This is a genomic window from Youhaiella tibetensis (assembly GCF_008000755.1).
GTDB lineage: Bacteria > Pseudomonadota > Alphaproteobacteria > Rhizobiales > Devosiaceae > Paradevosia > Paradevosia tibetensis.
The window spans coordinates 1,507,608-1,533,602 of sequence record NZ_CP041690.1; the positions used below are offsets into that span (position 1 = coordinate 1,507,608).

The 25,995-nt window shown below is 66.4% G+C and carries 23 protein-coding genes; 6 read left to right on the forward strand and 17 right to left on the reverse strand.

All coding sequences use genetic code 11. The features are described from left to right. Window positions 1–104 precede the first annotated feature (104 nt). From FNA67_RS07345 to FNA67_RS07365, 5 genes are all read right to left on the reverse strand, one after another. Window positions 105–1,055 carry a helix-turn-helix domain-containing protein gene (locus tag FNA67_RS07345; protein WP_049704574.1) on the reverse strand — a complete coding sequence of 317 codons (951 nt, stop codon included), beginning with the start codon at window positions 1,053–1,055 and terminating at the stop codon, window positions 105–107. Window positions 1,056–1,123: 68 nt separating this feature from the next. Beyond that, complete coding sequence (locus FNA67_RS07350) at window positions 1,124–1,894, reverse strand: SDR family NAD(P)-dependent oxidoreductase (RefSeq protein WP_147655560.1); 771 nt, start codon at window positions 1,892–1,894, stop codon at window positions 1,124–1,126. Beyond that, window positions 1,891–2,670: an SDR family oxidoreductase gene (locus FNA67_RS07355; protein ID WP_147655561.1), complete on the reverse strand. Its 780-nt coding sequence runs from the start codon at window positions 2,668–2,670 to the stop codon at window positions 1,891–1,893. The genes FNA67_RS07350 and FNA67_RS07355 overlap by 4 nt, the downstream gene beginning before the upstream one ends. Continuing rightward, a complete protein-coding gene (locus tag FNA67_RS07360; RefSeq protein WP_147655562.1) occupies window positions 2,670–4,049 on the reverse strand; it encodes a transaminase in 1,380 nt (459 codons plus the stop codon). Before FNA67_RS07360 ends, FNA67_RS07355 begins: the two co-directional genes overlap by 1 nt. After that, window positions 4,046–5,524, reverse strand: a complete 1,479-nt coding sequence (locus FNA67_RS07365; protein ID WP_147655563.1) for an aldehyde dehydrogenase — start codon at window positions 5,522–5,524, stop codon at window positions 4,046–4,048. Before FNA67_RS07365 ends, FNA67_RS07360 begins: the two co-directional genes overlap by 4 nt. A gap of 199 nt (window positions 5,525–5,723) precedes the next feature. Here FNA67_RS07365 and FNA67_RS07370 point away from each other — a divergent pair, with 199 nt between their 5' ends. Genes FNA67_RS07370 through FNA67_RS07390 form a run of 5 tightly spaced genes read left to right on the forward strand, consistent with a single transcriptional unit; the run spans window position 5,724 to window position 10,618 of the window. Continuing rightward, window positions 5,724–6,512: an IclR family transcriptional regulator gene (locus tag FNA67_RS07370; RefSeq protein WP_147655564.1), complete on the forward strand. Its 789-nt coding sequence runs from the start codon at window positions 5,724–5,726 to the stop codon at window positions 6,510–6,512. After that, window positions 6,509–7,768, forward strand: coding sequence for a Tm-1-like ATP-binding domain-containing protein (locus FNA67_RS07375; RefSeq protein WP_147655565.1), 1,260 nt, complete (start codon window positions 6,509–6,511; stop codon window positions 7,766–7,768). Before FNA67_RS07370 ends, FNA67_RS07375 begins: the two co-directional genes overlap by 4 nt. After that, the gene (locus tag FNA67_RS07380) at window positions 7,765–8,421 is read left to right on the forward strand and encodes an HAD family hydrolase (RefSeq protein ID WP_147655566.1); all 657 of its coding nucleotides are present in this window, start codon (window positions 7,765–7,767) and stop codon (window positions 8,419–8,421) included. Before FNA67_RS07375 ends, FNA67_RS07380 begins: the two co-directional genes overlap by 4 nt. Window positions 8,422–8,436: 15 nt before the next feature. Continuing rightward, window positions 8,437–9,786 (forward strand): aspartate aminotransferase family protein, encoded by a 1,350-nt coding sequence (locus FNA67_RS07385; RefSeq protein ID WP_147655567.1) that lies wholly within the window; start codon window positions 8,437–8,439, stop codon window positions 9,784–9,786. A 58-nt stretch (window positions 9,787–9,844) separates the two neighbouring features. Beyond that, the gene (locus FNA67_RS07390; RefSeq protein WP_147655568.1) at window positions 9,845–10,618 is read left to right on the forward strand and encodes a HugZ family pyridoxamine 5'-phosphate oxidase; all 774 of its coding nucleotides are present in this window, start codon (window positions 9,845–9,847) and stop codon (window positions 10,616–10,618) included. A gap of 48 nt (window positions 10,619–10,666) precedes the next feature. Here the strand turns inward: FNA67_RS07390 and FNA67_RS07395 are convergent, their stop codons facing one another. The 11 genes from FNA67_RS07395 to FNA67_RS07445 form a co-directional block, all read right to left on the reverse strand. Beyond that, window positions 10,667–11,203 (reverse strand): Dps family protein, encoded by a 537-nt coding sequence (locus FNA67_RS07395; RefSeq protein ID WP_049704583.1) that lies wholly within the window; start codon window positions 11,201–11,203, stop codon window positions 10,667–10,669. Between the two features lie 84 nt (window positions 11,204–11,287). Continuing rightward, window positions 11,288–12,316 carry an ABC transporter ATP-binding protein gene (locus FNA67_RS07400; RefSeq protein WP_147655569.1) on the reverse strand — a complete coding sequence of 343 codons (1,029 nt, stop codon included), beginning with the start codon at window positions 12,314–12,316 and terminating at the stop codon, window positions 11,288–11,290. Further along, complete coding sequence (locus FNA67_RS07405; protein WP_371874359.1) at window positions 12,313–13,872, reverse strand: ABC transporter permease; 1,560 nt, start codon at window positions 13,870–13,872, stop codon at window positions 12,313–12,315. The genes FNA67_RS07400 and FNA67_RS07405 overlap by 4 nt, the downstream gene beginning before the upstream one ends. 58 nt (window positions 13,873–13,930) lie before the next feature. Further along, the gene (locus FNA67_RS07410; protein ID WP_147655570.1) at window positions 13,931–14,935 is read right to left on the reverse strand and encodes an iron ABC transporter substrate-binding protein; all 1,005 of its coding nucleotides are present in this window, start codon (window positions 14,933–14,935) and stop codon (window positions 13,931–13,933) included. Between the two features lie 300 nt (window positions 14,936–15,235). Continuing rightward, entirely contained in the window at window positions 15,236–15,946 is a 711-nt protein-coding gene (locus FNA67_RS07415; RefSeq protein ID WP_147655571.1) for an ABC transporter ATP-binding protein, read from the reverse strand. Beyond that, a complete protein-coding gene (locus tag FNA67_RS07420; RefSeq protein WP_049704587.1) occupies window positions 15,943–17,655 on the reverse strand; it encodes a branched-chain amino acid ABC transporter ATP-binding protein/permease in 1,713 nt (570 codons plus the stop codon). Before FNA67_RS07420 ends, FNA67_RS07415 begins: the two co-directional genes overlap by 4 nt. Then, window positions 17,642–18,511: a branched-chain amino acid ABC transporter permease gene (locus tag FNA67_RS07425; protein WP_049704588.1), complete on the reverse strand. Its 870-nt coding sequence runs from the start codon at window positions 18,509–18,511 to the stop codon at window positions 17,642–17,644. The genes FNA67_RS07420 and FNA67_RS07425 overlap by 14 nt, the downstream gene beginning before the upstream one ends. Before the next feature lie 54 nt (window positions 18,512–18,565). Continuing rightward, on the reverse strand, window positions 18,566–19,753 hold the full coding sequence (locus FNA67_RS07430; RefSeq protein ID WP_049704589.1) for an ABC transporter substrate-binding protein: 1,188 nt from the start codon (window positions 19,751–19,753) through the stop codon (window positions 18,566–18,568). A 36-nt stretch (window positions 19,754–19,789) separates the two neighbouring features. Further along, window positions 19,790–20,812, reverse strand: coding sequence for a CobW family GTP-binding protein (locus FNA67_RS07435; RefSeq protein ID WP_147655572.1), 1,023 nt, complete (start codon window positions 20,810–20,812; stop codon window positions 19,790–19,792). Next, complete coding sequence (locus FNA67_RS07440) at window positions 20,809–22,455, reverse strand: amidohydrolase (RefSeq protein WP_147655573.1); 1,647 nt, start codon at window positions 22,453–22,455, stop codon at window positions 20,809–20,811. Before FNA67_RS07440 ends, FNA67_RS07435 begins: the two co-directional genes overlap by 4 nt. A gap of 167 nt (window positions 22,456–22,622) precedes the next feature. Next, window positions 22,623–23,120, reverse strand: a complete 498-nt coding sequence (locus tag FNA67_RS07445) for a hypothetical protein (protein ID WP_049704592.1) — start codon at window positions 23,118–23,120, stop codon at window positions 22,623–22,625. Window positions 23,121–23,452: 332 nt separating this feature from the next. Here FNA67_RS07445 and FNA67_RS07450 point away from each other — a divergent pair, with 332 nt between their 5' ends. Continuing rightward, window positions 23,453–25,180 carry an SLC13 family permease gene (locus FNA67_RS07450; RefSeq protein WP_049707898.1) on the forward strand — a complete coding sequence of 576 codons (1,728 nt, stop codon included), beginning with the start codon at window positions 23,453–23,455 and terminating at the stop codon, window positions 25,178–25,180. Window positions 25,181–25,190: 10 nt separating this feature from the next. On the opposite strand, the gene hpaI is transcribed toward FNA67_RS07450, so the two are convergent. Further along, window positions 25,191–25,991 carry a 4-hydroxy-2-oxoheptanedioate aldolase gene (gene hpaI, locus FNA67_RS07455; RefSeq protein ID WP_147655574.1) on the reverse strand — a complete coding sequence of 267 codons (801 nt, stop codon included), beginning with the start codon at window positions 25,989–25,991 and terminating at the stop codon, window positions 25,191–25,193. Between the last annotated feature and the right edge of the window lie 4 nt (window positions 25,992–25,995).

The following is a 25,995-nucleotide window of genomic DNA, read 5'->3' on the forward strand; positions in this document are numbered from 1 at the left end:
CTCCTCCCAGAACTTGGGAGAAGTATGAATCCGTTAACGAATGCCGTCTTGGAGAGGGACGCGGGCAGACTTGGACTCAAACGCGCGAAAGGCGCGGGCCATTCCTACTGCTTGAGCAGGTCCCGCGGCGCGCAGGAGAACATCTCCTTAAAACTCCGGTTGAAGTAGGAAATGTCGTTGAATCCGGTGGAATAGGCGACTTCGGCGATGGTTTCCTTGCTGCCCTGGTCGCGGATCTGCTCGATCTTCTCGCGCGCCAGGCGCAGGCGCCGGTCACGGATCACCGTGGTGCAGGTGACGCCCAGCCCCTGGAAGTCCTCCTGGAGCGTGCGGATAGAAACGCCGATCTGCGTGGCGAGCCACTTGGCGCCCAGCTCGCTGTCGGTCAGGTGCCGGTCGATGAGGATGTCGACGATCTCGAGCCGCTTGCTGGCGCTGTCATTGGCGGGCTGCAGGCTCGCCTCGCCGCCGGCGACGAATGCCTGGCGCGTGGCGTTGAACATCAGCTCGCGCAGGTGCGGCGAACCATCGTCGGCCGCGCTCATGATCTTGGCGATGAGGGCTCGCAGCATGACGGCCATCGGATCGTGGGATTCGAGCTTGCGCGCGATGTCGAAAGCGACCTTGGCGCCCGAATACATGGTCTGGCGTGGCAGGTGCATGGACAGATGATTGGAGAACCGGCCGCCGAAGTGGAAGGTCGTCGGCTTGGTCGAATCGACCAGGATGCAGTCCCCGACGTCGAGCACGCTCTGCCGGCCGAAATGCTCGACCCCGCACATGCCCTCGATCTGGACGATGAGGAACAGGTGCTCGTTGGCATCGCGCCGGATGTCGTCCATCGAGCGGTGGACACGGTCGAGATTGTTCGAGACATGAGCGAAGTTCATGCCGCCCACGTCGATCCCGCGGGCGGCGCCGAGCACGGCATCGCCCTTCTCCACGGTCACGGGGTTGAAGTTGCCGCATATGGTATGCAGGTCATCCGCCCACTGTTCGTAGGGCACGACCGACCAGGTGCGCTGCACCAGGTTCTGGCTTTGCAACAGTTCCAACCCTGCCTCCCTACAGTGCTGGCCTATTTGCCCTCCAAGGTGACCGCCATCCCTTTAGCGGTCAAGGGCTAGACGGCCCGGTTGGCCACCGGCGCGCGCCCGCCGCCGTCGGCGACGAGCACAGTTCCGGTGACGAATGACGATTCCGCGCTCGCCAGGAACAGGCAGCACGAGGCGATCTCGGAGGGATCGGCGATGCGCCGCAAGCCTATGCGCTGGCGCAGGTTCTCGAACTCCTCTTCGCGCGTCGTCCCGTTGGCGCGCGCCGCATCGTCCATCTCCATGTCGCTCATCGGCGTGCGGACCCAGCCCGGGGCGATGACATTGGCGCGAATGCCGTCGGGACCATGGGCCACGGCGATCGAGCGCGTATAGGCGACGAGCGCGGCCTTGCTCGAGGCGTAGCTCGTCATGCCCGGCCCGCTGTTGAAGGCCGCCACCGACGCGATGTTGACGATCGCGCCACCGCCCTTGAGCAGGGGCAGCGCGGCCCGGCAGACATTCATCGTCCCCGTCACGTTGACGGCGAAAGTCTTGTCCCAGCCTTCATCGGTCACCGTTTCGGGCGTATCGGTAAGGATGATCCCGGCCGCGCTGACCAGGATATCGAGCTTTGCCCCGCAAGCGGCGATGGCGCGGGCAACGTCTTCGGCGCGCGTGATGTCGCCATGGATCACCTGCGCACCGGTGACGCGACCGGCGTCATCGAGCTCGGCGCCGCCCAGCCCGAAAAGCACCAGTCGCGCGCCTTCGGCAGCAAAGCGCTCCGCGGTGGCCCGCCCCATGCCGGTGGCGGCCCCGGTGATGAGCGCGGTCTTGCCCGCGAGCCGGCCGGTCATGGCTTGCCCCAGAGCGAATGAACCGCGTAGCCGGTTTCGGGCAGGGACGAGCCGCCGTCCACCACGATGGTCTGACCTGTCATGTACCTGGACTCTTCGGACGCGAGATAGAGCATGGCGTAGGCTATGTCGTCGGGCTCGCCCATGCGGCCCATCGGGATTTCGCCGCCGAGCGTCGCCATCATTTCCGGCGTCCCCATCTTGCCGCGTCCAGGCTTGGCGATGAAACCGGGCTCGACGCCGTTGACTGTGATGCCTGTGCGCGCCAGTTCGAGCGCCGCGCCGCGGATGAAGGCGTTCACCCCGGCCTTGGCCGCCGAATAATGCGCTCCGCCGCCCATGGCGAGGCGGGCGGAGACCGACGAGGTCACGAGAATGCGCCCCCAGCCGTTGCGCTTCATGTGCGGGATCGCCGCCTGGCTGAGCCAGATCGTGGCCTTGAGGTTGATATCGAGGGCCGCCTCGAGCTGCTCCTCGGTCAGGTCCTCGACGTCCGCCCAGGGGCAGCCGCCGGCATTATGGACGAGTATGTCGAGCCGGCCATTCTCGTCGGCAACGGTATCGACGAGCCTCTTGAGGGCGGCCCGGCCGCTGCCGGGAAAGCCGGTAGCGGTGACGTTGGGCACGCTTTCCGCCAGGCTCTGCGCATGTTCGATGGTGCGGTTGGCGGCGACGACCCTCGCCCCGGCCTCAGCCAGCCGCGTGACGATGGCGGCGCCGATCCCCCGGCCGCCCCCGGTCACCAGCGCGACCTTGCCGCTCAGGTCGAAGGCCATCAGGCGATACCCTCCGCCTTGAGCAGGGCGACGAACTTCTCGAATACCCGCGTGTGGTGGTCGACCTCGGCTTGCGTGGTGGCCGGGCACATGAGGAACATCGTGTGGAACGGCGTCACCAGGATGCCCTCGTTCATGTAGAAGGCGTGCAGCAGCGTCTCGAGGTCGCCACGCCGGGTGGCGATGACCTCGGCGCCGTTGCGGGGCGGGCGGGGCGTGAACATGATCTCGGCGCGCGCGCCGATCTGGGTGACGTGCCAGGGGAGCTCGTTCGCCGCGATGACCCGCCGCGCGCCCTCGGCCAGCCGCTGGGCATTGGCGATCATGCGGTCGTAATTGGCCGGCGTGAGGATGCTCTCTAGCACCGCCTTCATGGTGGCGATGGTCAGGGCGTTGCCGGCGAGCGTGCCTCCGATGCCAAGGTGAGCCGACTGGCGCTGGCGCGGGTTCACATAGGGCACCGCCGCCCAGATCTTTTCGGCCGTCTCCTGGCTGACCCCGAAAATGCCCGCCGGAATTCCCCCGGCAATGGCCTTGCCGGCGACGAAGAAATCGGGTTCGAGGCCGTGGAGGCGGGTGTAGCCGCCCGGGCCCGAAGAGATGGTGTGCGTCTCGTCGATGATCAGGAGCGTGCCGGTCCGGCGGGTCTCCTCGCGCACGAAATCGAGGAAGCCCTCGGCGACGGGGATCATGCCGAAATTCGTCATGACCGGCTCCATCAGCACCACCGCCACGTCACCCTCGGCGAGCGCGGCGCGAACCGCGTCGAAATCGTTGAACTCGACCACCTTGGAGACGCGCGAGTGATCGACCCCATTGGGGTGGATCATGTTGCGCAGCGCCACCTTGCTGTCACGCAACTCGACATGGGCCTCTTCGACCCCCCCATGGTAGCAGCCGGAAAACACCAGGACCTTGTCGCGCCCCGTCACCATGCGCGCGAACCGGATGGCGCCGCGGTTGGCGTCCGTGGCCGAGGTGGTGAGCGTCCAGTAGGGCAGGCCGAAGCGGCGGGCCAGTTCCTCGCCGACCCAAAGGCTGTCCTCGGTGGGCAGCATGGTGGTGGTGCCGCGCTGGAGCTGGCGCATGGCCGCCTGCGTCACGGCCTCGGGCGCGTGGCCACACATGCCGCCGGTGTCGCCCAGGCAGAAATCGACATAGGACTTGCCATCGACGTCAAAGAGCCGCGCGCCCTTGGCCTCATCCACATAGAGCGGGAAGCCGCCGGCCCAGCGGCGCATCCAGTGCGAGGGACCGCCATAGAGGAAGTGTTGCTTGCCGCGCTCCCAGTTGGCGCGCGAGACAGGATGGGACTGGGCGAAGCGCTGCTGCTCGCGGTCGATCAGTTCGTCGATGGTGGCGGGGGCGGTAGTGGTCACTTGAGGTCGATCCAGGCAGTCTTGAGGTCGGTGTATTTGTCGAGCGCATGCAGGGACTTGTCGCGTCCGAAGCCCGACTGCTTGAACCCGCCGAGCGGCACGGTCATGTCCGCCCCGCCATAGGTATTGACGTGAACGACCCCGGCGTTGATGGCGCGCACCATGGTGTGGGCGGTGCTCAGGCTGGAGGTCCAGACGGCCGAGGCGAGCCCGTAGACGGTGGAGTTGGCGATGGCGATGGCTTCGTCCATGGCCTTGAAGCGCGTGACCGCCAGGACCGGGCCGAAGACTTCCTCTCGCGACAGCGTCATCTGCGGGGTGACGCCCTCCACGATGGCGGGTGAGAGATAGTAGCCCCCGGTTTCGGCGAGAAGCCGTTCGCCACCCTGCCGGACCGATCCGCCCTCGGACCGCGCCGTTTCGAGATAGGCCAGGTCCTTGGCGAGCTGATCGGCGCTCGAAATGGCGCCGATGTCGCTTTCGAGCGAAAGCGGGTTGCCGACACGAAACTTTGCGGTCGTCGCGCCGAGCTTTTCGAGGAAAGCGTCATAGATGCCTTCCTGCACGAGGAGGCGCGAGCCGGCGACGCAGACCTGGCCGGAATTGCGGAAGATGCCGTTGGCGCTGACCTTAACCGCCTTGTCGATATCGGCGACGTCGTCGAAGACGATATTGGGCGACTTGCCGCCCAGTTCGAGAAACACGCGCTTGAGGTTGGACTGGGCCGTATATTCGAGCAGCTTGCGGCCGACCGGCCCAGAGCCGGTGAAGGCCAGAGCATCCACGTCCATATGGAGGGCCAAGGCCTTGCCGGCGATGGTGCCGTGCCCCGTCACGACGTTGAAGACGCCTTCCGGCACGCCCGCTTCGAGCGCCAGTTCGGCGATGCGCAACAGCGAGAGCGAAGCGATCTCGGCGGGCTTGAGAACCACAGTGTTGCCGGCGGCGAGGGCAGGGGCCACCTTCCAGGCGCCGATCATCAGCGGGAAATTCCATGGCACGATGGCGCCGACGACGCCCAGCGGCTCCCGATGGACCAGGGCAAGTACGTCCGGGCCCGTCGGGGCGATCTCGTCATAGACCTTGTCGATGGCTTCCGCGTAGTAGCGGAAGGTGCCGGCGGCCGAGAGCGCTTCGGCCTTGTAGGCCATGTTGATCTCGGTGCCGTTGTCGCGCACGCCCAGCACGGTCAGTTCGAGCGCATGCCTTTCGATGAGATCGGCGAGTTTGTGCAGCACCTTCTTGCGGAAAGCCGGGCCCGAACGGCTCCAGGCGGGAAAGGCGGCGCGCGCCGCGGCGACGGCGCGGTCGACGTCACTGGCCGAGCCATCTGCAATGGTCGTGAACGCCTGCCCGTCGATGGGCGAGATCACCGGCAGGCTCGCCTCGCCACCGACTCGTTTGCCTGCGATGAGATGACCCTGCGGGGCGATGGTCTCGCCTGCCAGCCTATCGATTGCGCCCTGTTCGAGCATTGCTGTCTCCTCCCTCGCAACATGCTTGCGAGGCTTGGTCTATAGGTTCATTATCCGAACCCTGAGTTCATAAACAGACTTGCAAACATCCTGGCGTGGTGTCAATGTATTTCACACGTTAAGTAATGGTGCGAGCCGAAACATCGTTGGATTAACGTGCTCCCGGCCCTCGGAAGGGCGGGATTGCAGGGGAGAGAATATGAGCACTGTCGGCAAGGCAATCACGCTGCTCGAGGCGTTCGACGTCCAGCGGCCCGAACTCGGCCTGACGGAACTGGCCAAGCTGGTCGGCTTCGACAAGGCGACGACCCGCCGGCTGCTGCTGTCCCTGGCCCAGGGCGGGCTGATCGAGCAGGACGAGGCCACGCGCCTCTACCGCCTCGGGCCAGCCACGGTGCGTTTCGCGCGCATCCGCGAGGCGCATTTCCCGTTCCTCGAGAGCGCCCGGCCATTCGTCGTGGCCCTGGCCGAGCAGACGGGCGAGACCGCCCACCTTTCCGAATACGACTCGGACCTGCTGACCTCGATCTATGTCGAGGAATCCACCCAGCCCAACCGCATCAGCGTCTCGATCGGCGACCGCTTTCCGCTCCACGCCACGGCCTCCGGCATCGCCTACCTCGCCTTTTCGCGCCCCGAATATGCGCGCACCTATCTCGCCCGCAAGCTCGACAAGTTCAGCCCCTTCACCGTCACCGATCCGGAGCGGCTCTCGCATATGCTCGAAGAGACCCGGGCGCGCGGTTTCTCGATCAGCGACCAGGGCCGCGCCGAGGGCGTCTTCAGCGTCGGCGCCCCGATCGTGGACCGGGACGGCTACGCCATCGGCGCCCTGGCCGTGGCCAGCCCCTTGGTGCGCGTGGCCGACGGCACCGCCGACGCCCATGGGGAAGCGGCCATGCTTGCGGCCCAGAAGATTTCGGCGCGCCTGAGCGGGCGCGCCGTTCCCACCACTGCCAGAACTTCGCCTAGAGACAAGGTCGCATGAAAACTCCGAGAATTCTCGTTATCGGCACCGGCGACACCAAGGCCGACGAATTGCGTTTCATCGAAGGGTGCATTCGCGAAGCGGGCGGCCAGCCCATTTCGATGGACGTGAGCATCCTGGGCGATCCGCCCTACCCGCCCGACTACGACAAGCACGCCGTGCTGGCTGCGGGCGGCCACCATCTCGACAAGGCCGTCGCCGGGGGCGACGAGATGTCGGCGATGACCTACATGGCCGAAGGCGCCGCCGCGCTGACGCGCCGGCTCCATGACGAGGGCAGGATCGACGCCTTCATCGCGCTGGGTGGGACGATGGGTACCGACCTGGCGCTGGACGTGGCCCTCGCGCTGCCGCTGGGCTTTCCCAAATTCGTCGTCTCGACCATCGCCTATTCGCATCTGCTGCCGCCCGACCGCATCGCCACGGACCTGATGATGATCCTCTGGGCCGGTGGGCTCTATGGCCTCAACAGCATCTGCAAGGCCGTGCTTTCGCAGGCGGCCGGCGCGGTGGTGGGGGCCGCCAGGGCCGTGATCGTCCCGCCGCGGGCAAAGCCGGTCATCGGCATGAGTTCGCTGGGCAAGTCGTGCCTGAGCTACATGGTCGGCCTCAAGCCCGAACTCGAAAAGCGCGGCTACGAACTGGTGGTGTTCCACACCACCGGCATGGGTGGACGCGCGCTCGAGGCCATCGCGGCGCAGAAGGGGTTCGTCGCGGTGATGGATTTTTCGCTCCAGGAACTGGCGAACTTCCACAATGGCTCGGTGGTCAATTCCGGACCCGACCGGCTGGAAAACGCCGGGATTGCCGGCATCCCGCAGATCGTGGCCCCGGGCGCCATCGACATGATCGACATGCCGGCCTGGCAGGCTCCGCCCAGCCATCTCAAGGAGCGCACGTACTACGCCCACAACCGGCTGATCGGCATGGTGACGGCCGACGACGAGACGCGCCGCGCCGTGGCCCGCAAGATCGGCGCCAAGCTCTCCACCGCCAAGGCGCCCGTGGCGTTCATCCTGCCGACGCGCGGCATCGAGCAGTGGGACCAGGAGGGCGAGCCCTTCTACGATCCCTCGGGCCTGAGGGCCTTTGTCGATGAGATGGGCAAGAGCGTCGCCGCGCCCGCCGAACTCCATGCCATCGATGCCCATATCAACGATCCGCTCTTTGTCGAGACGGCGCTGGCCATCCTCGATCGCTGGGTGGCGGAAGGCATCGTGCCGGCAGGTCGCCCCGACGCGACGGAGGCGGCATGAGCGCGCTCGGCGTCAAGGCGCTCGTCCTCGATTTCGGGGGTGTCGTCTCCAAGACCCTCTTTGAAACCCATGCGCTGAGCGAGCAGGCGCTCGGGCTGCCGCCCGGCTCGCTGGCCTGGCGCGGGCCCTTCGATCCCTCGACCGACCCGCTCTGGCAGAAGATGCAGCGCGACGAGATTTCGGAGCGCGACTACTGGCACACCCGCACCCGCGAGGTCGGCAAGCTCGTCGGCGAGGACTGGGCCGACATGCAGACATTCGTCAAGCGCGCCCGCGGCGCGGATCCCGATGCGGTGATCCGGCCCGAGGCCCGCCGCGCCATCGGCCAGGTGCATGTGGCCGGCTACAAGCTGGCCGTGCTCTCCAACGAGCTCGATCTCTTCTACGGGGCCGAGTTCCGCAAGAAGCTGCCGCTCCTCAAGCCGTTCGCAACAATCGTGGACGCGACCTACACGGGCATCCTCAAGCCGGACCCGCGGGCCTATCGGCAGGTGGCCGACGAACTCGGCCTGCCGCTGGAAGCCTGCGTATTCGTCGACGACCAACTCCGCAACGTCGCCGGCGCCAGGCGCGCCGGCATGAAGACAGTCCATTTCGACGTGACCAACCCCGCCAAGTCCTATGACGAGGCGCTCGCCTATTTCGGCCTCTAACGAAAGCGATCCCCCATGCGCGATGACAATTTCCTGGTCGAGCAGAATGCTCGCAGCATCTGGCACCCGATGGCGCACCCCGCCGATATGCGCGCCAACCCGCCGCGCATCATCGCCAGGGGCGAGGGGACCCATGTCACCGATATCGAGGGGCGGACGGTGCTGGACGCCGTAGCCGGCCTCTGGAACGTCAACCTCGGCTATAGCTGCCAGCCCATCAAGGACGCAATCGCCGCCCAGCTCGACGTGTTGCCCTATTATTCGGGCTTCCGCGGCACCTCCACGCCCACCTCTATCGAGCTGGCCTATGAGCTGGCGCAGTTCTTCGCGCCGGAGGGGATCGAGAGGGCCTTCTTCACCTCAGGCGGGTCGGACTCGGTCGAGACCGCACTCCGGCTGGCGCGTCAGTACTGGAAGGTGCGCGGGCAGGGCGACCGCACCAAGTTCCTCGCCCTCAAGAAGGGCTATCACGGCACCCATTTCGGCGGCGCCTCGGCCAACGGCAACGCCAATTTCCGCCGCAACTACGAACCGCTCATGCCCGGCTTCTTCCACGTGCCGGCCCCGTGGACCTATCGCAATCCCTTCAACGAAAGCGATCCGGCCAAGCTGGCCCAGCTCGTCGCCGCCGCGATCGAGGACGAGATCGCCTTCCAGGGCGCCGACACCATCGCCGCCTTCATCATGGAACCTGTGCTGGGCGCGGGCGGCGTGATCGTGCCGCACGAGACCTTCATGCCGCTGGTCCGCAAGATCTGCGACAAATACGACATCCTGCTCATCGCAGACGAAGTCGTGACTGGATTTGGCCGGGCCGGTGCCTGGTCGGGCTCGCGCCTCTGGGGCGTGCAGCCGGACATGATGTGCATCGCCAAGGCCATCACCTCGGGCTACTTCCCGCTCGGCGCCACGCTCATCGGCAAGAAGGTCGCCGAGGCGTTCGAGGCCGACAAGACCACCTTCGGCAATATCGGCACGGGCTACACCTATTCGGGCCATCCGGTCGGCTGCGCGGCCGGCGTCGCGGCGCTCGCCGAGACGCAGCGACTCAACCTCGCCGAGAATGCGCGCGTGCGCGGGGAGGAACTGCTGGCCGGGCTCAACCGACTCAAAGACAAGCACCAGATCATCGGGGATGCGCGCGGCAAGGGGCTCATGGTTGCCCTCGAACTGGTTTCGGACCGCGCCACCAAAAAGCCCGCCGACAAGAAGACCATGGCGCAGGTGGCCGACACTGCCTTCGACCAGGGTGTCATGATCCGGATTTCCGGCCCCAATATCATCCTGTCGCCGCCGCTGATCCTGAAGGCCGAGGAGGTTGATACCATCATCGGCGCCCTCGATGTCGCATTGGGTAGCGTATAACTTGATTATTGTGATCAAGTTAGGATAGGCCTCTCCCGTGTGAACGGGAAGGAATGACATGTCCGAGAACAAGTCCGTGCTGCAGCCTGTGGACGCCCAGGCCGTTGCGCTGGCCAAGACCCTGATCCGGACGGCCCGCCATGGCGCGCTGGCCGTGCTCGAACCGGGCACCGGGGCGCCCCTGGTCAGCCGCGTGGGCGTTTCCACCGACATGGATGGGACGCCCGTCATCCTCATTTCGGGTCTTGCCGCCCATAGCGCCGCGCTGCGCGCCGATGCGCGATGCAGCCTGCTTCTGGGTGAACCCGGCAAGGGCGATCCGCTCGCCCACGCCCGCATCAGCATCGATTGCACGGCCGTCGAAATCCAACGCGACAGCGCCGACCACGTGCGGATCGAGGGGCGCTACCTGCGCCACCAGCCCAAGGCATCGCTTTATGCGGGGTTGGGCGACTTCCGCTACTTCCGCCTCGAGCCCCGCAAGGCAAGCCTCAACGGCGGTTTCGGCAGGGCCTACGCCATGAAGGCGGAGGAAATCCTTTCGCTCTCGCCGGCGAACGAAAGCCTGTCGGCCGCCGAGGCAGGAGCCATCGAGCACATGAACGCAGATCACGCCGACGCGGTCGAACTCTATGCGCGCTTTTTCGCCCGGGCGGACGCCGGGAAATGGCTACTGGTGGGGATAGATGCCGACGGCATCGATATCGTCAACGGCGACAGGGCCGAACGCGTCCCTTTTCCGGCCCAGCTGAGCTCGGGAGCAGAGATGCGCGAGGCCCTGGTAAAGCTAGTCCGGACCGCGCGTTCGGGGCTGGCCTCGAAGCCTCACTGATCAAGTGATGGGGTGGGAGCCAGGCTCGCCACCCATCCCCTGAGGGTATCAGTCGTTGGCGCCCGGGCCGCCGCGCGTCGACTCGAAGAGGAACCACGCACGGCGCTCGGTCTCGTCGATCCACACTTCGAGCAAGCTGGTCGTGCCGACGTCGCCATAGCTGTCGGCGGTGTCGTGGACCTCGCGCATGATGGTGACCAGGCGCTGGTTGTCATCGCGCAGCTCGGCCAGCATGTCCTGCGGCTCGACATATTCGGCATCATTGTCGGAGATCCGCTGCTCGCGCGAAATCTGGCCGATCGAATGGATGGTGCTGCCGCCGATCTTGCGGGCTCGTTCTGCGATCGGATCGGTCATGGCGAAGATCTGGTCGGCCTGCTCATCCATGAGCAGGTGATAGTCGCGGAAGTGGTGGCCGCTCATGTGCCAGTGGAAATTCTTGGTCTTGATGTAGAGCGCGAAGACGTCGGCGAGCAGGCCGCGCAATGCAGCGGAGATGTCGCGCGTGGCATCGGCCTTCAGGTCCGTCGGCGTTGCCAGGCGGGCGCGGCGGGCCTTGTCGGCTGCGTTGGTACGGTCGCTCATCTTGGATAGTCCTCCTGATGTGGTGCACAGCACTGCGACCCCGCCCCAGCGTGGTCGCCGTCAATCCGGATAACGCGCGGATCGTCAGGAGGTTGCGGCCGGGGAGGGCGCCGTGAGCGGATGCGGTTCGCCAACGACTTTCAACCCTATGGCGGCGCCGACCTCGGGCGCGGTGGCGCTGGGGTAGTCGAGCTTGAACTGCAGGAAGGGCGGCGTGCCGGTGGTCTCGATGAGCAACCGGCACGTGGGGCCGCGGAAGGTGCGCGTCAGCACGCGGCCCGAGACCGGCGAGTCTGCGCCGCCGGTGGAGAGCACAAACTGCTCGGGCCGCAACATCGCCGGCGCATCCGGCGCGATATGCAATCCCAGGGCGCCGGCCTCGGCGCCAGCCACCACGATCGCTTCCCCGAAAAAGCGCGCCGCCTCGGCGTCGCGGGGCCGGAAATAGAGGTCCTCGGGCGATCCCGCCTGCACGATCACGCCATCGCGCATCAGGGCCACCTGGTCGGCAAAGGACAGCGCTTCGGACTGGTCGTGGGTGACGAAGACCGTGGTGACGCCCGCACTGGAGAGGACTTCGGCCACCAGGTCGCGAAGATCTTCGCGCAAGCCGGTGTCGAGCGCCGAGAACGGTTCGTCCAGCAGCATGAGCCGGGGACGGCGCGCCAGGGCCCGTGCCAGCGCAACGCGTTGCTGTTGTCCGCCCGACAGCTCGTGCGGGCGACGGTCCGCCATGGTCCGGGCCAGTCCCACCAGGTCGAGCAGGGCATCGACCCGCGCATGGCGCTCGGCGTGACCGCTGAGCCCGAAGGCGATGTTCTCGGCGACCGTGAGATGGGGAAAGAGCGCCCCTTCCTGGGCGACATAGCCTATGCCGCGGCGATAGGCCGGCACGGAATTGCTTTCGTCCGCCAGAAGCTCGCCGTCCAGCGAGATGCTGCCGCCGTCGAGGGTCTCGAACCCCGCGATGAGGCGCAGTAGTGTCGTCTTGCCCGAACCTGAGGGGCCGACGATCGCCGTGCGGCTGCCGGCAGCTACGTCCAGGTCGACATGAGAGGCGGCAACGACATTGCCGTAGCGCTTGGTGACCTTGCGCAGGGACAGAAGGCTCATGGTGCCGAGATCCTTTCGGCGCGAAGACGCAGGAGGATGACGAGCGGCGCGGAGAGAACGATCATCAGCACCGCATAGGGGGCGGCGGAGGCGAAGTCGAGCTCGGCCGTATAGGCCCAGAACCGCGTGGCCAGCGTGCGCGTGCCGTTCGGCGAGAGCATCAGCGTGCCGGTAAGTTCGTTGGCGATGCCCAGCGCGACCAGCGCGGCGCTGGCGGCGGCGCCGGGCGCCGCCAGCCTGAGGGTGGTGGCGGCGATGGCTTTGAGTGGCCGGCGTCCGAGGCTGACCGCGGCGCGTTCGAGCTCGACCGGCGCCTGCGCGATGCTGGCCCGCAGACCCACCACCGCGCGGGGCAGGAACATCAGCACATAGGCGAAGATCAGCGTGGCTGCCGTCTGGTAGATCGGCAGGCGCACGGTCAGGGTGACGAGGGCCAGGGCAATGATGACGCCCGGCAGCGCTCCCGCATAGTAGTGGCACGATTCGAGGAAGCGCTGCAGACGGCCCGGCGAGCGGACCGACAGCCAGGCCATGGGTATGGCGGCCAGCGTCGTCAACGCAGCGCCTGCAAGGGCCAGCAGCACGGTCTGGGTAAGGGCCGGTCCGATGAATTCGAGGCGCCAGATGGCGCCGCCACCGCCCACGAGCCAGCGCCCGAGCGTTATCGCCGGTACGCCCAGTGCGAGAACGGCCAGCGCTGCCGGCAACAGCAGGGCGGCAAACCGCAACCTGCCGAGCGTGAAGACCCCCGCGCGTCTCGCCGCGCCCGATCCGACCCGGGCGTAGCGCGCGTGCCCGCGACCGAGCGACTCCAGGCTGAGCATGAGGAGACAAAGCAGGACCAGCACTCCGCCCAGGAGGTTGGCCGCCGGACCGTTATAGGAAGACTGGAACTGGTCGACGATCGCGGTGGCGAACGTGTCGTAGCGCATGAGCACGAAAAGGCCGTACTCGGCCAGGATGTGCAGGGAAAAGAGCAACGCGCCGCCGCAGACCGCCAGCCGCAATTGCGGCACCACGGCCCGCCACAGCACGGCGGCGGGCGAAAGTCCCAGGGAGGCAGCGGTATCCTCGAGCGCTGGATCAAGACGGCGCAGCTGGGCGGCGACGGGGAGGTAGATGAACGGGAAATATGCCAGCACGGAAATGAGGACGGCGCCGAAGAGCCCGTGCACGTGCGGGAAGAGGCTGTTCCAGGCATACGAATGCACGAACGCCGGCACCGCGAGCGGGGCGACCATCAGCCAGGACCACATCCTGGCTCCGGGGAGGTCTGTGCGTTCGGTCAGGATCGCCGCTCCCACTGAAGTCACGATGGCCACGGGCACTGCGATGACCTGGAGGACGATGGTGTTGACCAGAAGTTCCCCGACCTTGGGACGCACGACCAGGGACCAGACAGTGTCCCAGCCACTGGAGACCGCCACATAGGCGATGAAGCCGATGGGGATCAGCGACAGGGCGGCGACGACCGATGCCGCGACCATGGCGGGCGTGGCGCGAAATCCCAGCCGTTTGCGCGGTTGGGGCAGGGGGATCGAGAGGGCGGTGGTCAAAGCGAACTCATTGCATGTGGTCCCGCCGGATTTCCTCCGGCGGGGTCTCCAGACCGGATCAAAGCAGCCCGGCGGCCGTCATCAACTCGGTCACCTTGGCATTGTCGAGCGTGCTGGCATCGATCTTGGGCGCGTCGAGCTCGGCGAGGGGCACCAGCGCCGGGTTGGACTGAGCGCCGACCCCGACCGCGTATTCGAACGAGGTCCCGTCGCGCAGGATCGCCTGGCCTTTCGGGCCCGTGACCCACTTGATGAACTGCTCGGCCTCGTCCTTATGCTTGGAGGAAGCCAGCACGGCGCCGCCCGAGGTCGAGACGAAGGCGCCGGGATCCTGGTTCTTGAAATAGTGGAGCGCCACGTTGCCGCTGCTTTCCTTGGTGTTGGCCTGATCGCCGAACCAGTAATAATGGTAGATCACCGCGCCCTCGACCTCGCCATTGTTGACGCCCGCCATGGCCGCGCGGTTGCCGCGATAGGCATGGGCGTTTTCCTTCATGGCCTTGAGCCAGGCCGAGGTCGCCTCCTCGCCCTCGAGGGCGAGCATGGCGGCGACGATGGCCTGGAAGTCCGCTCCTGCCGGTGAGGCGGCCCAGCGGCCTTTCCAGGCGGGATCGGCCAGGTCCATGATCGACTTGGGCAGGTCGGTCTCGTCGAGCCGCGTCTGGTCATAGGCGAAGACCGTCGAGCGTGCCGCTATGCCGGTCCAATGTCCGTTGGCCGGCCGGAATTGTTCGGGCACCTGATCGAGAATGTCCTGCGGGAGCGGTTCAAGGAGCCCTGCATTGTCGACCAGGACCATGGCGGGCGAGTTCTCGGTGAGGAAGACGTCGGCCGGAGAGTTGGCCCCTTCCTGAACGATCTGGTTGCCGATTTCGAGATCGCCGCCCTGGCGCATCGTCACGGGGATGCCGGTATCCTTGGTGAACGCATCCGCCCACGCCTGAGTCAGCGCTTCATGCTGAGCGTTGTAGACGGTGATGCCTTCCTGCGCGCGTGCCGGAACAGCGGCAGCGGAGAGGGTGAGGATGGCGAGAGCGGCAGCGCCGGCGAACGAGAACTTCATGGACAATCCCTCAGGTTTGGCCCCCGAGGGTGGAATGTCATTTGTGGACCACGCAGGTCAATTTAAATCGCCGCAGTCTGGAATCGTTAAAAAGCACGGTGTCGTGAGGCGGCTACCAGTGGTGGCGGCGGCGGCTGCGCAGGTGCCGCACGACCGGCGCCGAGGCCAAGATGATAGCAACCACGATAAGTAGCGCTAATCCGATAACGCCAAAACCGAACTGCATGTCCCGGCTCCTTACTGTGTAAAGAGCTTGGGTAGGCCAATATGGTAAATGGACGACTAACGACGCCGGGCCAATCAGGCCGCGGCGTCGCCAGCGTCCCCCAAATAGAGGTGATGGAGGCGCGCCGAATCCTTGGCGAGTTCTGCGCATTCCCCTTCATAGACCATCTGTCCGCGCCGCAGGACATACGCTCGATTACCGATGGCGAGCGCCAGCGCGGCGAACTGTTCGACGAGTACCACCGCCACCCCGGTATCGGCGAGCTTGCGCACCGCCGCCATGAGCCGGCTGACGACGACGGGGGCCAGCCCCGCCGACATCTCGTCGATCATGATCACCTTGGGCCGGCCGACCAGGGCCCGGGCGATGACAAGCATCTGCTGCTCGCCGCCCGAGAGCATCCCCGACTTGATCGTCCGGCGCTGCAGCAGTTCGGGGAAGAGTCCATAGGCCTCGTCGAGCCGTGCTTCGGGATGGAGGGCAACCTGGAGGTTTTCCTCAGTGGTCATCTCGGCGAAGACCGTGCGGCCCTGCTCGACATGGGCGAGCCCCGCCCGTGCCTTGAACCCGGCATTGGCCCTGGTGACGTTGGCTCCATCCAGGGTAACCGAGCCGCCCGACGTCGGAATGACACCCGATATGCCTTCGAGCAGTGTCGTCTTGCCGGCTCCGTTCGACCCGAGGAGGACGCTGATCTCGCCCGCCCGGGCAACAAGATCGATGCCGCGCACTACCGGAATGCCGGCGCGATTGACCACCAGTCCCTTGACGTCAAGCGCGCTCATGCCGCCGCCTCTTCGATTTCGATACCCATATAGGCCTTCTGCACGATCGGCAGGCCGAGCACGGTTTGCGGGGCGCCCGTGGCGATGACCTGGCCGAAGTCGAGCACGGTGATGCTCGAGCAGGCCCGGCGTACCAGGTCCATGTCGTGCTCGATCAGCAGCACGGCGCAGCCGAATTTTTCGGGAATTTCGGCGATGCGCTCACCGAGCTTGAGTGCCTCGGCATAGGATTGCCCGGCGGCAGGCTCGTCGAGCAGGATCACTGGCGGCCGCGCTGCCACAACCCCGGCGACATCGAGAAGGCGCCGGGTGCCCGCATCGACCGTCGAGATAAGGGTCTGCGGGGGCGGGCACTCGAGCCAGTCGAGAACCGCCGCGAGTTCGGCATCGCTGATATTGCCCGCCGCGAGGCGCACATATTCGCCCACCCGCAATTCGGGCGCGATACGCGTCGTCTGCCAGGTGCGGCGGATGCCCGCTTGCGCCCGGCGCGTGGCGGAGAGCGCATCGACCGAGCGTCCGTTGAGCGTCACTTCGCCCGAGTAGCGCGGCAGGAACCCGGCGATGGCGTCCACCATGGTCGACTTGCCGGCCCCGTTCGGGCCGATGAGCCCCACGACCGTGCGCGAGGGCACCACGAGGCTCACGTCGTTGAGCGCCACCACGTTGCCGTAGCGGACGGTCAGCCCCTTGACCTCGAGCGTGGTGCCGGCCGGGTGCAGCTCTGCCGCGGGCAGGGCGCCTCCGGTTGCCGTGGTGCTTGCCTTGCGCCCTGGCAAGAGCTTGCGGCCGAGGCGCGCCCAGGTCTCGCTGATGGTCTCGCCGGTCGAGAGCGCCTGTACAGCGCCCAGCGCGAAGAACACATTGCCCACGTCCTGCGGCAGGTTGAGGCGGCGCAGCAGTTCGGGAAAGAGCGTGATGAGCACGCCGCCCAGGATTGCCCCGAGCGTGAAGTGCGCCCCGGCCATGGTCGCCACCGCAAAGAGCGAGAGCGACTGCATCATGTTGAAGTTCTCCGATACCAGCGTCCCCAGGTACCCGGCGAGCAGGCCGCCGGAAATGCCGGCGATGAAGGCGCTGATGGCGAAGGCCGAGAGCTTGGCCATGGGCACGCTGATGCCGTTGGCGGCGGCGGCCCGCTCGGAATGGCGAACGGCGAGCCAGGAGGCGCCCAGGCGCGAACGGTTGAGGAATTCGAGCCCCACCGCGATGATCCCGTAGACCAGCACGATGAAGATGAAGAAGCCCCGGTCGCTCTCGAAGAACATGGGACGCGCCACCTGGGTGAAGGTGGTCTGGCCCGGGAAGGTGATGGTGGCGAGCACCGTATCGAAGGCAGCCGCGAAGCCGAGCGTGACGATGGCGAGGTTGATGCCCCGCAGTCGCAGCGCCGGCAGGCCGATCGCGATGCCGACGGGCACGGCGGCAAGCCCGCCGATGACGATCCACACCGGCAGCCCGCCCGGAAAGCCCGAGACGTTGAGATAGCCCGTCACCCACGCTCCGACTCCGGCAAAGGACATCTGGCAGAGCGAGATCATGCCGGTACGCCCCGCGACGAGCCCCAGGCTCTGCAGCGCGATGCCCACGATGAAGACGGCGGTGATGAGAAATACCCAGTAGTTCGGCAGCAGCGCATAGACGAGCGCACCGATGACGGCGACCGAGACGGCGGTGTTGAGGGCGGCGCGGAAACTAGCGTGCTTCATCCCAGCGGGCTCCACGTTGGGACCACAGGAGCACGGCGAGGATCACGAGGAACGGCACGGTGCTGCGGTATTGACTGAAGGCGTCGAGGCCGGAAACGAGACCTTCGACGATGCCGATCATGAGGCCGCCCAGCAGCGCCGCGCGAAAGCTCTTGAAGGCGCCGATGAGGGCGGCCGCGAGCGCGGGCACGACGAGAAGGCTGAGCGACATGAAATCGGGCGAACGGAGGGGCGCGATGATCATCAGCGCAAAGGAGGTGACGCCTCCCATCACCGCCCACACGCCCAGCGCCAGCAGGCGAACGCGGATGCCGATGAGTTCGGCGGCCATCGGGCGTTCGGAGAGCGCGCGGAGCTGAAGGCCCGTCCGCGTCCTGGCGAGGAAGAGCTCGGCGAGAATGGTGAACACCACGGCAAGAAGCACTGTGAGCACGGCCGCATTGGTGACTTCGACGCCCGCAAGGCGGAAGGCCGAACCCGGCACGAGGTCCGGAAACGCGTGGGGGTGCTGGCCGCCGGTCAGGCGCAGGCCCACGGCCACGATGCCGACGAGCAGCGCGGCGGTGACGGCGGCCTTGGTGGAGGCATTGGCACCTGCGAACCAGGTGGTCATCACCAGGCCGATGACCAGCGCCGTAAGCGCACCGGCCAGGATGCCGGCAATGGCGCCGGGCAGGACCGGAACGCCGTGCTCGTAGAGCGCGACCATCACGAAGGTGCCGGTGGCGCCGATGGCGGCGCCGGTGAAATTGACGACTGCGACCAACCGGTAGGTGAAGATCGCGCAAACCCCGAGGATCGCATAGGCGCCCCCGGCGGAGAGCCCGGCCACGGCCGGGGTGAAGAACGAATTCATGGGCTTGATCCGGGGCGTTCCGGGCGGCCTCGTGGCCGCCCGGTAGTCTGGGCCTTAGTTGGCGGCCGGGAGCACGAACCAGTCGGGCGTCTTGACCGTCCAGTTGCCGTCCTGAAGCTGCATGACCTTGGTCGCCTGCATCGAGGCGTGCTTGGGCGCGTCGCCGAAGACGTAAGCCGAGCCGGCGATGTCGTACTTCATGGGCTTGCCCGCCTTGAGCGCGGCCGTCACGGCTTCACGCGTCACTGGGCCATCGATGCCGGCGATGACGTCCGAGACGACCTTGGCCGCGAGATAGCCGCCCTGCGAGAAGGCGGTCTTGGCCAGGCCCGCCTTGTCCATGGTGGCGATCCAGTCGGCATTGGCCGGGCTCGACGCCTCGGTATAGGGCTCCCATTCAGTGCCGACATAGATCGGCTGCTTGGAGGCGGCGAGCGCCTTTGCGACGCCTTCGGTGTAGCCCGGGGCCAGGAACAGCCAGTCGATGCCCTCGACCTTCTGGGCATCGGCGGTATTGACCCACTGCACCACGCCCGGCTCGACCTGGTTGGTCAGGACCGCGTCGCACCCGGCGTCACGCGCCTTGATGACGTAGGGAGTGAGGTCGCCCTGTGCCGGCAGCGTCAGGTCCATCAGGTGGATCTGCTGGCCGTTCTGCTGCTCCCAGGCGCGGATGGCGCCGGTGTAGGCTTCCTGCGTGCCGCCCAGGATGAGGAAGAACGCACAGAGCTTTTCGTCCTTGAGCTCCTTGGTGGCGTAGTCGAGCATCGCCGTGGTCAGCGTGAACGGGCCGACATTGACCGGCGAGACGCTCGGCGCATTGAAGCACAGGGCGTCCACGCCCACGCCCTGCACGGCCAGCACGCCCGAGCGGTCGTAGGTGGCGGCGTTGACGGCGCAATCGAGAAGGCTCGCGGCGCCAGCCATGACGACGACGCCCTTGTTGTCGATAAGGTCACGCGCCGACTGGGCCGCAACCTGCGGGTCGCCCTTGTCGTCGGCAATGGTGTACTCGACCTTGCAGCCATTGATGCCGCCCGCCGCATTGAGCTGGTCGAAGACCGCCGCTGCAGCCTTGGGGGCGTCGGAGAAGTCGACGACACCGGTGACCGTGGACACCGCGCCGATCTGGATCGGCCCGCCATCGCAGGTGGGGCCTGCCGCGGCAGCCGAGCCGGTCATGGCGGCAAGGCCGAGGCAGGTCGAGCCGGCCAGGACCGATAGTGTCAGAAGATGCTTCATGGTTTTCCCTTTCCCTTTTTCAGTGAGCGCCGCTTCTCAGGCGGCGGCGCTTCTGATCCCTTCCGGCGCCAGGTGCGCGAACTTGGAGAGCGTTCGCGCGATCATCTCGCGCTCGATGTTCTTGACGATGAAGACCAGCCGTGTGCGCCGGTCGTCCGACGGCCAGGCGTCGAGCCGGCGCGGCGGATGGAAAATGTGCTGGACGCCGTGGATGACTAACGGCCTTTCCGGCTCTTCGGCGATGTTGACGAGCCCCTTGACCCTGAGCAGGTCGGCGCCCTTGAGGGCGGCGAAATACTCGAGCCATTGGCGGAAATCCGCCCAGCGGACCGGCTCCTCCACCACGAAGGCGTAGGAGACGATATCGCTCGAATGGTGCGAGTGGTGGTGGTGCCCGCAATGCGGATCCGAGCAGGCATGATCATGGGTAACCGCTTCGTCCGCGCGCTCGGCCCATTGGGTGCCGGCGGCAAGGCCGAGGACGTCCGAAAGCCGCACCGCGCCATCGACCACGAGCTGCCTGCGGGCCGTCGGGCTGAGGGAAGCCAGCGCTGCTTCGACCGGCGCGGCGGGCGCCAGGTCGGACTTGGTGATGAGCACGAGATCGGCCACCGCGGCCTGCTTGCGGGCCTCGGGATGGTTCGCCAGCGTCTCGACGCCGTTGACGGCATCGACGGTGGTCACGACCCCGTCGATCCTGTAACGCGCCATGAGGTCCGGCTCGACCATCAGGGCGTGGAGGATCGGCGCCGGGTCGGCGAGGCCCGTGGTCTCGATGATCACCCGGGTCACCTGGGGCAAACCGGCGGCCTTGTGCCGTTGCTCGAGTTCCTTGAGGGTTTCGACCAGATCGTCACGCACGGTGCAGCAGACGCAGCCGTTATCGAGAAGCGCCAGCCGCTCCTGGGTGACTTCGACCAGCAGGTGATCGAGGCCGATCTCGCCGAATTCGTTGATGATGGCTACAGTCCCGGCCAGATCCGGCTCGCCCAGCAGGCGATTGAGCAGCGTTGTCTTGCCGCTGCCCAGGAAACCGGTGAGGACCGTGACCGGGATCATCGCGAAAACACCTCGCGGCCCTCGAAATAGGTCTTGAGGACCTTGGTGTCGGCGATGGCATCTGCCGGAGTGTCGAAGATGTTCTGGCTGAGGACGATGATGTCCGCCGATTTCCCGACGGCCAGGGACCCGATTTCCTTGTCGAGGCCGATGGCCTTGGCCGAGTTGATGGTGAAGACCTCGACCGCCGTGGGGAGATCGAGCGCCTGCTCGGCCCAGAGCGAGACGCCGGGGAAAGCCCCCGAAGGATTTTGGCGCGTCACCAGGCCTTCAATGCCCGTCCACGGGTCGGGGTTGGCGATGACCGGCCAGTCCGAACCACCGGCGATGAGCGCGCCTGCCTTGAGCAGGTCGGCATTGGGCCAGAAGCGTTCGGCGCGCTCGGTGCCCATGGCTTCCTTGTGCCCTTCGAGGAACGTAGTGGGAAACCAGATCATGGGCGAAAGGTCAGCCGCCACGCCCAGTTCGGCGAAGCGCGGAATGTCGCTCGGGGCGATATAGCTGGCGTGAGCGATGTGGTGAATGAGCGCCGTCGGACCGTTGAAGCTGCGCACGACATCGACCGCGTCGAGCGCCTGCGTCACGGCCGCGTCGCCCGCGCAGTGAATCTTGACCGAGAGGTTCTGCGCCTCGCACTTACCCAGCCAGCGGATCAGCTCGGGGTAGGTCACCATCGTGGCGCCACGGAAGCAGCAGCCATGAATGGGGTCCTCGACATAGGCCTCGTGAAAGGCCGCCGTCTTGGCGCCCGGAACGCCATCGAGGAAGATCTTCACATAGTCAGGACGCACGTGCTCGGAGCGATAGTCCTCGCGCAGCGCGAAAAGTTCGTCGCCCGAAATCCCGAACATGAAGTTGGGCTCCATGGCCGGCATTGCCGCCACCGCCCAGGCGGAAAGCTCGCCGCGCTGGTCCAGTCCGTGCAGCGCCGAAAGCGTCGATTGCATGGCGGCCGCTTCGAGGAAGGCGGTGACGCCGAAGGAATTGAGCGTCCGGATCGCCTGCGCGGCGGCGGCCCGGCCCATCCCTTCGGTGAATTGCTCGGCGGCGACGCGCTCGACGATGCCGGCGGCGGATTCGATCATCATGCCGGTGAGCTTGCCCGTCGCCGGGTCGCGTCCGAACGAACCCATCTCGGGATCGGGTGTCGCTTCGGTGATGCCGGCCAGCCGCATCGCCTCGCTGTTCACCCAGCGATTATGGGCGGTCTCGTCGCGCAGGCAGACGGGGTGGCCGAGCGCGGCCTCATCGAGCTGCGCCAGGGCTTGGAGGGTGTTGAGGGCCGCGATGGCATCGGCGCCCCACTGCGCGCCCATGATCCACTGGCCGGCCGGTGCCTTCTGAGCGGCTGCCCGCACCAGGGCACAGATTTCCTCGACCGAGGCGTCCCCCGCGAAGCGAAGCTCGAAAAGATCGGAGGTCCCGCCCATCAGCACGTGGTTGTGGACGTCCACGATCCCCGGCATGGCCATGCGGCCTTCCAGATCGATGACGCTGGCTCCGGGAGCCGCGGCGCGCACGTCCGCGTCGCTGCCGAGCGCGGTGATGCGCCCGTTCGCGATGGCGACAGCCTCCACCCAGGGCAGGGCGCGATCCACCGTGTAGATGCGTCCGTTGGTGAGGATCAGATCGGCAGTCGTCATTGGTAGTCGCCCCTCCTGCACGGTTCATTATTTGAACCATAAATCCAAATATAGATTGGGGCAGGTGGGAAGGGTTGTCAACATAGTTCACGTGTTAAGTAACTGCTCGTGAACGCGGCGGCCGGAAAGGCAAGGGAGCGGGGCCGGTGCCGCCGCTCCCCTTGCGCTCACGAGCGCTTATGGACGTAGAGAATGGCGCCGTTGCCGGGCACGATCACGATGCCCACCACGTCATTCTCGTCGTACCGCTCGTCCACGAGCGTGGCCTTGAGCGCGACGTTGCGGCCGATCGTGCTGGTGAGGCCTTCCACGTTGCCGTCCGAGAGGAAATTGTTGGTGCGCTGGTCACCCACGAGCGAGGTGTACTGGCATACCGGGATGACCTTTACCTTGGACGGATCGTTCACCGATTTGACCTGGGCAACGCGGACATCGCGCAGCTTGCCCAGCTGCCAGCCGCACTTTTCGTACGTCTTGACCTTGGGGCCGCCGACGGGCGTGCCGTCCGGACCCTTGCCGCCTGGCGTGCCGGGGGGTGGGCCGCCCGGAATGACGGCCGCCACGGCGACCGGCGGAGGAGGTTTGGCGACCTGGGCCAGAGCCGGGCCGGAGAGAATGGCAAAGCCGAGAGCCATGCCGGTGAGTGCGAGAATGGTCGTCTTCAATTCAGTCTCCTGTTGATGAGGGCGAACCAGAACAAGGAGGTGCCCTGTGCGGAGCGTGTGATAGGCGGGCGCACCTGAACCCCGGCCGGGGAGGTCGTTCAGGTTTCGTTTAGAAATGCGCGCTCGCGGACATCCGCCCCGAGCAGGCGAACCGAACGGCGCGTCGTTGGTTAAGGGATTGCTACCGAAGCGCAGGGCGAATACCGTCGCTCAAACGAAGCGCGGCTGCGCGCGTCGCCCGGCTGTTCGCGGCCAGTGCAAGTCCTTGACTTACTTGGAGTCTACGCTTCGTGACGTCCGCTCAACTGTTGTCGTTCGTAGTCATCGCCGTGATGATGATTGCGTTCGTTTGGGGCAGGATTCGCTACGATCTCGTGGCGGCCGGTGCCCTCATCGTGTCCGTTGCGCTGGGCATCGTCCCCGTCGACAAGGCTTTTTCGGGTTTTTCCGACGACATCGTCATCATCGTCGCGAGCGCCCTCGTGGTCAGCGCCGCCGTGGCCCGCTCGGGCGTCATGGAGGTGGCGATCAGCCGCTTCGCGCCCAACCTTTCCCGGCCGCGATCCCAGCTGATCCTGCTGGTTGGCGTGGTGACGATTCTCTCCGCCTTCATCAAGAACATCGGCGCTCTGGCGATCATGATGCCGATCGCCTTCCAGATGGCGAGCCGTTCCGGCGTTTCCCCCTCGATGTTCCTCATGCCCATGTCGTTCGGGGCGCTGCTCGGCGGGCTGATGACGCAGATCGGCACGTCTCCCAACATCATCGTATCGCGCTTGCGGGTCGAGCTGACCGGCCAGAGTTTTTCGATGTTCGACTTCACGCCCGTCGGAGCGCTGCTCGCCGTCGTGGGCGTTCTCTTCCTCATCGTCTGCTACAAGCTTCTGCCCGAGCGCCGCCGCGAGAACGCCTCGATCCAGGAAGCGGTGGCGATCAACAACTACACTACCGAAGCGCGCGTTCCCGACAATTCCCCCTCCATCGACAAGACGCTGGCGGACCTTCAGAAGCTCGGCGGCGGGCGCCTGATGGTGACGAGCCTTCTCGACGTCAACGGCCGCAAGCGCACCCCATTTCCCGATGCCGTGCTGCGTGCCGGTGACATCCTGATCATCGAGGGCGAGCCCGAGGCGCTCGACAAGGCGGTGGCCCGCGGCGGCCTGACGCTTTCCCACAGCCGTCAGGAAAGCATCCAGGACGAAGCACGGACGGAGACCGTCGAAGCGGTCGTGGGGGTCAACTCGCCATTGATCGGCAACACGGCGCGCGAGCTGCTGCTTTTCGACATGAGCGGGGTGAACCTCCTCGCCATCAGCCGCCGCCAGACCCGGTTCACCCAGCGTCTCGGAACCATCCGCTTCGAGGACGGCGACGTCATCCTGCTGCGTGGCCCCAAGGGCAAGCTGCCCGAACTACTCCAGGAATGGGGCTGCCTGCCTTTGGTCGAACGCGGCCTGCGTCTCGGCAGTTTCCGGGACGGGCTGACCCCGATCGTGATCCTGCTGACCGCCATGGCCGCGACCGCGCTGGGCATCGTGACGGTGCCGGTGGCCTTCTTTACCGCCGCCCTCCTGATGGTCGTTAGCGGCGCGCTGCCCCTGCGAGAGGTCTATGCACGCCTCGACGCTTCCATACTGGTGATGCTGGCAGCCCTTATTCCGGTCAGCGAGTCCTTGCAGACGACGGGAGCGACCGAGCTGATCGGCACCTGGCTTTCGGGCGTTGCCGCGGTCCTGCCACCCTATGGCGCGCTGGCCCTGATCCTCGTCGCCGCCATGGCTGTGACGCCCTTCCTCAACAACGCGGCGACCGTACTCGTCATGGCGCCCATCGCCGCAACCTTCGCGGCGGGGCTGGGCCTGCGCCCCGAGCCCTTCCTGATGGCGGTCGCCATCGGGGCAGGCTGCGATTTCCTCACCCCGATCGGGCACCAGTGCAATACGCTGGTCATGGGACCGGGCGGCTACCGCTTCGGCGACTATTGGCGCCTTGGGTTGCCGCTATCGGTCCTGGTGGTTCTGACGGCCGTCCCCGCGCTCATGCTGGTCTGGCCGCCGTGAGTGCCGGCCCTCAGTAGCCGCTGCTTTTGGCCGGCGCCGCCGCGGGCATGCCCTTGAACTTGGCTGCCAGCGCGCTGGTCGCCTGCGAGAACAGCGTCACGTCCGTGCCGACGGCGACGAAGGTCGCGCCCAATTCGAGATAGCGCTGCGCGAGCGTCGTGTCGGCGGTCAGGATCCCGGCCGGCTTGCCGGCCTTCAGGATCCGCGCGATGCCGTCCTCGACCGCCGCCTGCACTACCGGTACGCCCGGCCGCCCGAGATAGCCCATGTCCGCGGCGAGGTCCGACGGCCCGATGAAGACACCGTCGACCCCCTCCACAGCGGCAATGGCCTCGATGTTATCCATGGCCGCGCGGCTCTCCACCTGGACGAGCAGGCATACTTCTTCGTTCGCGGTGGTGAGGTAGTCCGGGATGCGGTTGAATGCAGAGGCACGGGCCATGGCCGCGCCGACGCCGCGCACGCCCTTTGGCGGGTAGTTCATGGCGCGAACCAGTTGCTGCGCCTGGTCCGCCGTTTCCACCATCGGCACCAGGATCGTCTGGGCGCCGATATCGAGCAATTGCTTGATGATCCAGGTTTCCCCAATGGGCGCACGCACCACCGGATGGCTCTTGCCGCCGATGGCCTGGAGTTGCGCCGCCATGGTGGGCAGGGTGTTGGGGGCGTGTTCGCCGTCCACCACCACCCAGTCGAACCCGGCGCCCGCGCAGATCTCGGCCGCATAGGCATTGGCCATGCCGAGCCAGAGCCCGATCTGGCTCTCTCCATTCTGGATGGCGGCCTTGAAGGTGTTGTGCGGAGCGGGCATTGGA

What these genes read in the sequence shown, in the direction of transcription:
- FNA67_RS07350 (WP_147655560.1), bottom strand. Translation starts at nt 1,894, where the DNA reads ATGACCGGCCGGCTCGCGGGCAAGACCGCGCTCATCACCGGGGCCGCC.
- FNA67_RS07355 (WP_147655561.1), bottom strand. Translation starts at nt 2,670, where the DNA reads ATGGCCTTCGACCTGAGCGGCAAGGTCGCGCTGGTGACCGGGGGCGGC.
- FNA67_RS07365 (WP_147655563.1), bottom strand. Translation starts at nt 5,524, where the DNA reads ATGCTCGAACAGGGCGCAATCGATAGGCTGGCAGGCGAGACCATCGCC.
- FNA67_RS07370 (WP_147655564.1), top strand. Translation starts at nt 5,724, where the DNA reads ATGAGCACTGTCGGCAAGGCAATCACGCTGCTCGAGGCGTTCGACGTC.
- FNA67_RS07375 (WP_147655565.1), top strand. Translation starts at nt 6,509, where the DNA reads ATGAAAACTCCGAGAATTCTCGTTATCGGCACCGGCGACACCAAGGCC.
- FNA67_RS07380 (WP_147655566.1), top strand. Translation starts at nt 7,765, where the DNA reads ATGAGCGCGCTCGGCGTCAAGGCGCTCGTCCTCGATTTCGGGGGTGTC.
- FNA67_RS07385 (WP_147655567.1), top strand. Translation starts at nt 8,437, where the DNA reads ATGCGCGATGACAATTTCCTGGTCGAGCAGAATGCTCGCAGCATCTGG.
- FNA67_RS07390 (WP_147655568.1), top strand. Translation starts at nt 9,845, where the DNA reads ATGTCCGAGAACAAGTCCGTGCTGCAGCCTGTGGACGCCCAGGCCGTT.
- FNA67_RS07395 (WP_049704583.1), bottom strand. Translation starts at nt 11,203, where the DNA reads ATGAGCGACCGTACCAACGCAGCCGACAAGGCCCGCCGCGCCCGCCTG.
- FNA67_RS07400 (WP_147655569.1), bottom strand. Translation starts at nt 12,316, where the DNA reads ATGAGCCTTCTGTCCCTGCGCAAGGTCACCAAGCGCTACGGCAATGTC.
- FNA67_RS07410 (WP_147655570.1), bottom strand. Translation starts at nt 14,935, where the DNA reads ATGAAGTTCTCGTTCGCCGGCGCTGCCGCTCTCGCCATCCTCACCCTC.
- FNA67_RS07415 (WP_147655571.1), bottom strand. Translation starts at nt 15,946, where the DNA reads ATGAGCGCGCTTGACGTCAAGGGACTGGTGGTCAATCGCGCCGGCATT.
- FNA67_RS07420 (WP_049704587.1), bottom strand. Translation starts at nt 17,655, where the DNA reads ATGAAGCACGCTAGTTTCCGCGCCGCCCTCAACACCGCCGTCTCGGTC.
- FNA67_RS07425 (WP_049704588.1), bottom strand. Translation starts at nt 18,511, where the DNA reads ATGAATTCGTTCTTCACCCCGGCCGTGGCCGGGCTCTCCGCCGGGGGC.
- FNA67_RS07430 (WP_049704589.1), bottom strand. Translation starts at nt 19,753, where the DNA reads ATGAAGCATCTTCTGACACTATCGGTCCTGGCCGGCTCGACCTGCCTC.
- FNA67_RS07435 (WP_147655572.1), bottom strand. Translation starts at nt 20,812, where the DNA reads ATGATCCCGGTCACGGTCCTCACCGGTTTCCTGGGCAGCGGCAAGACA.
- FNA67_RS07440 (WP_147655573.1), bottom strand. Translation starts at nt 22,455, where the DNA reads ATGACGACTGCCGATCTGATCCTCACCAACGGACGCATCTACACGGTG.
- FNA67_RS07450 (WP_049707898.1), top strand. Translation starts at nt 23,453, where the DNA reads ATGATGATTGCGTTCGTTTGGGGCAGGATTCGCTACGATCTCGTGGCG.
- hpaI (WP_147655574.1), bottom strand. Translation starts at nt 25,991, where the DNA reads ATGCCCGCTCCGCACAACACCTTCAAGGCCGCCATCCAGAATGGAGAG.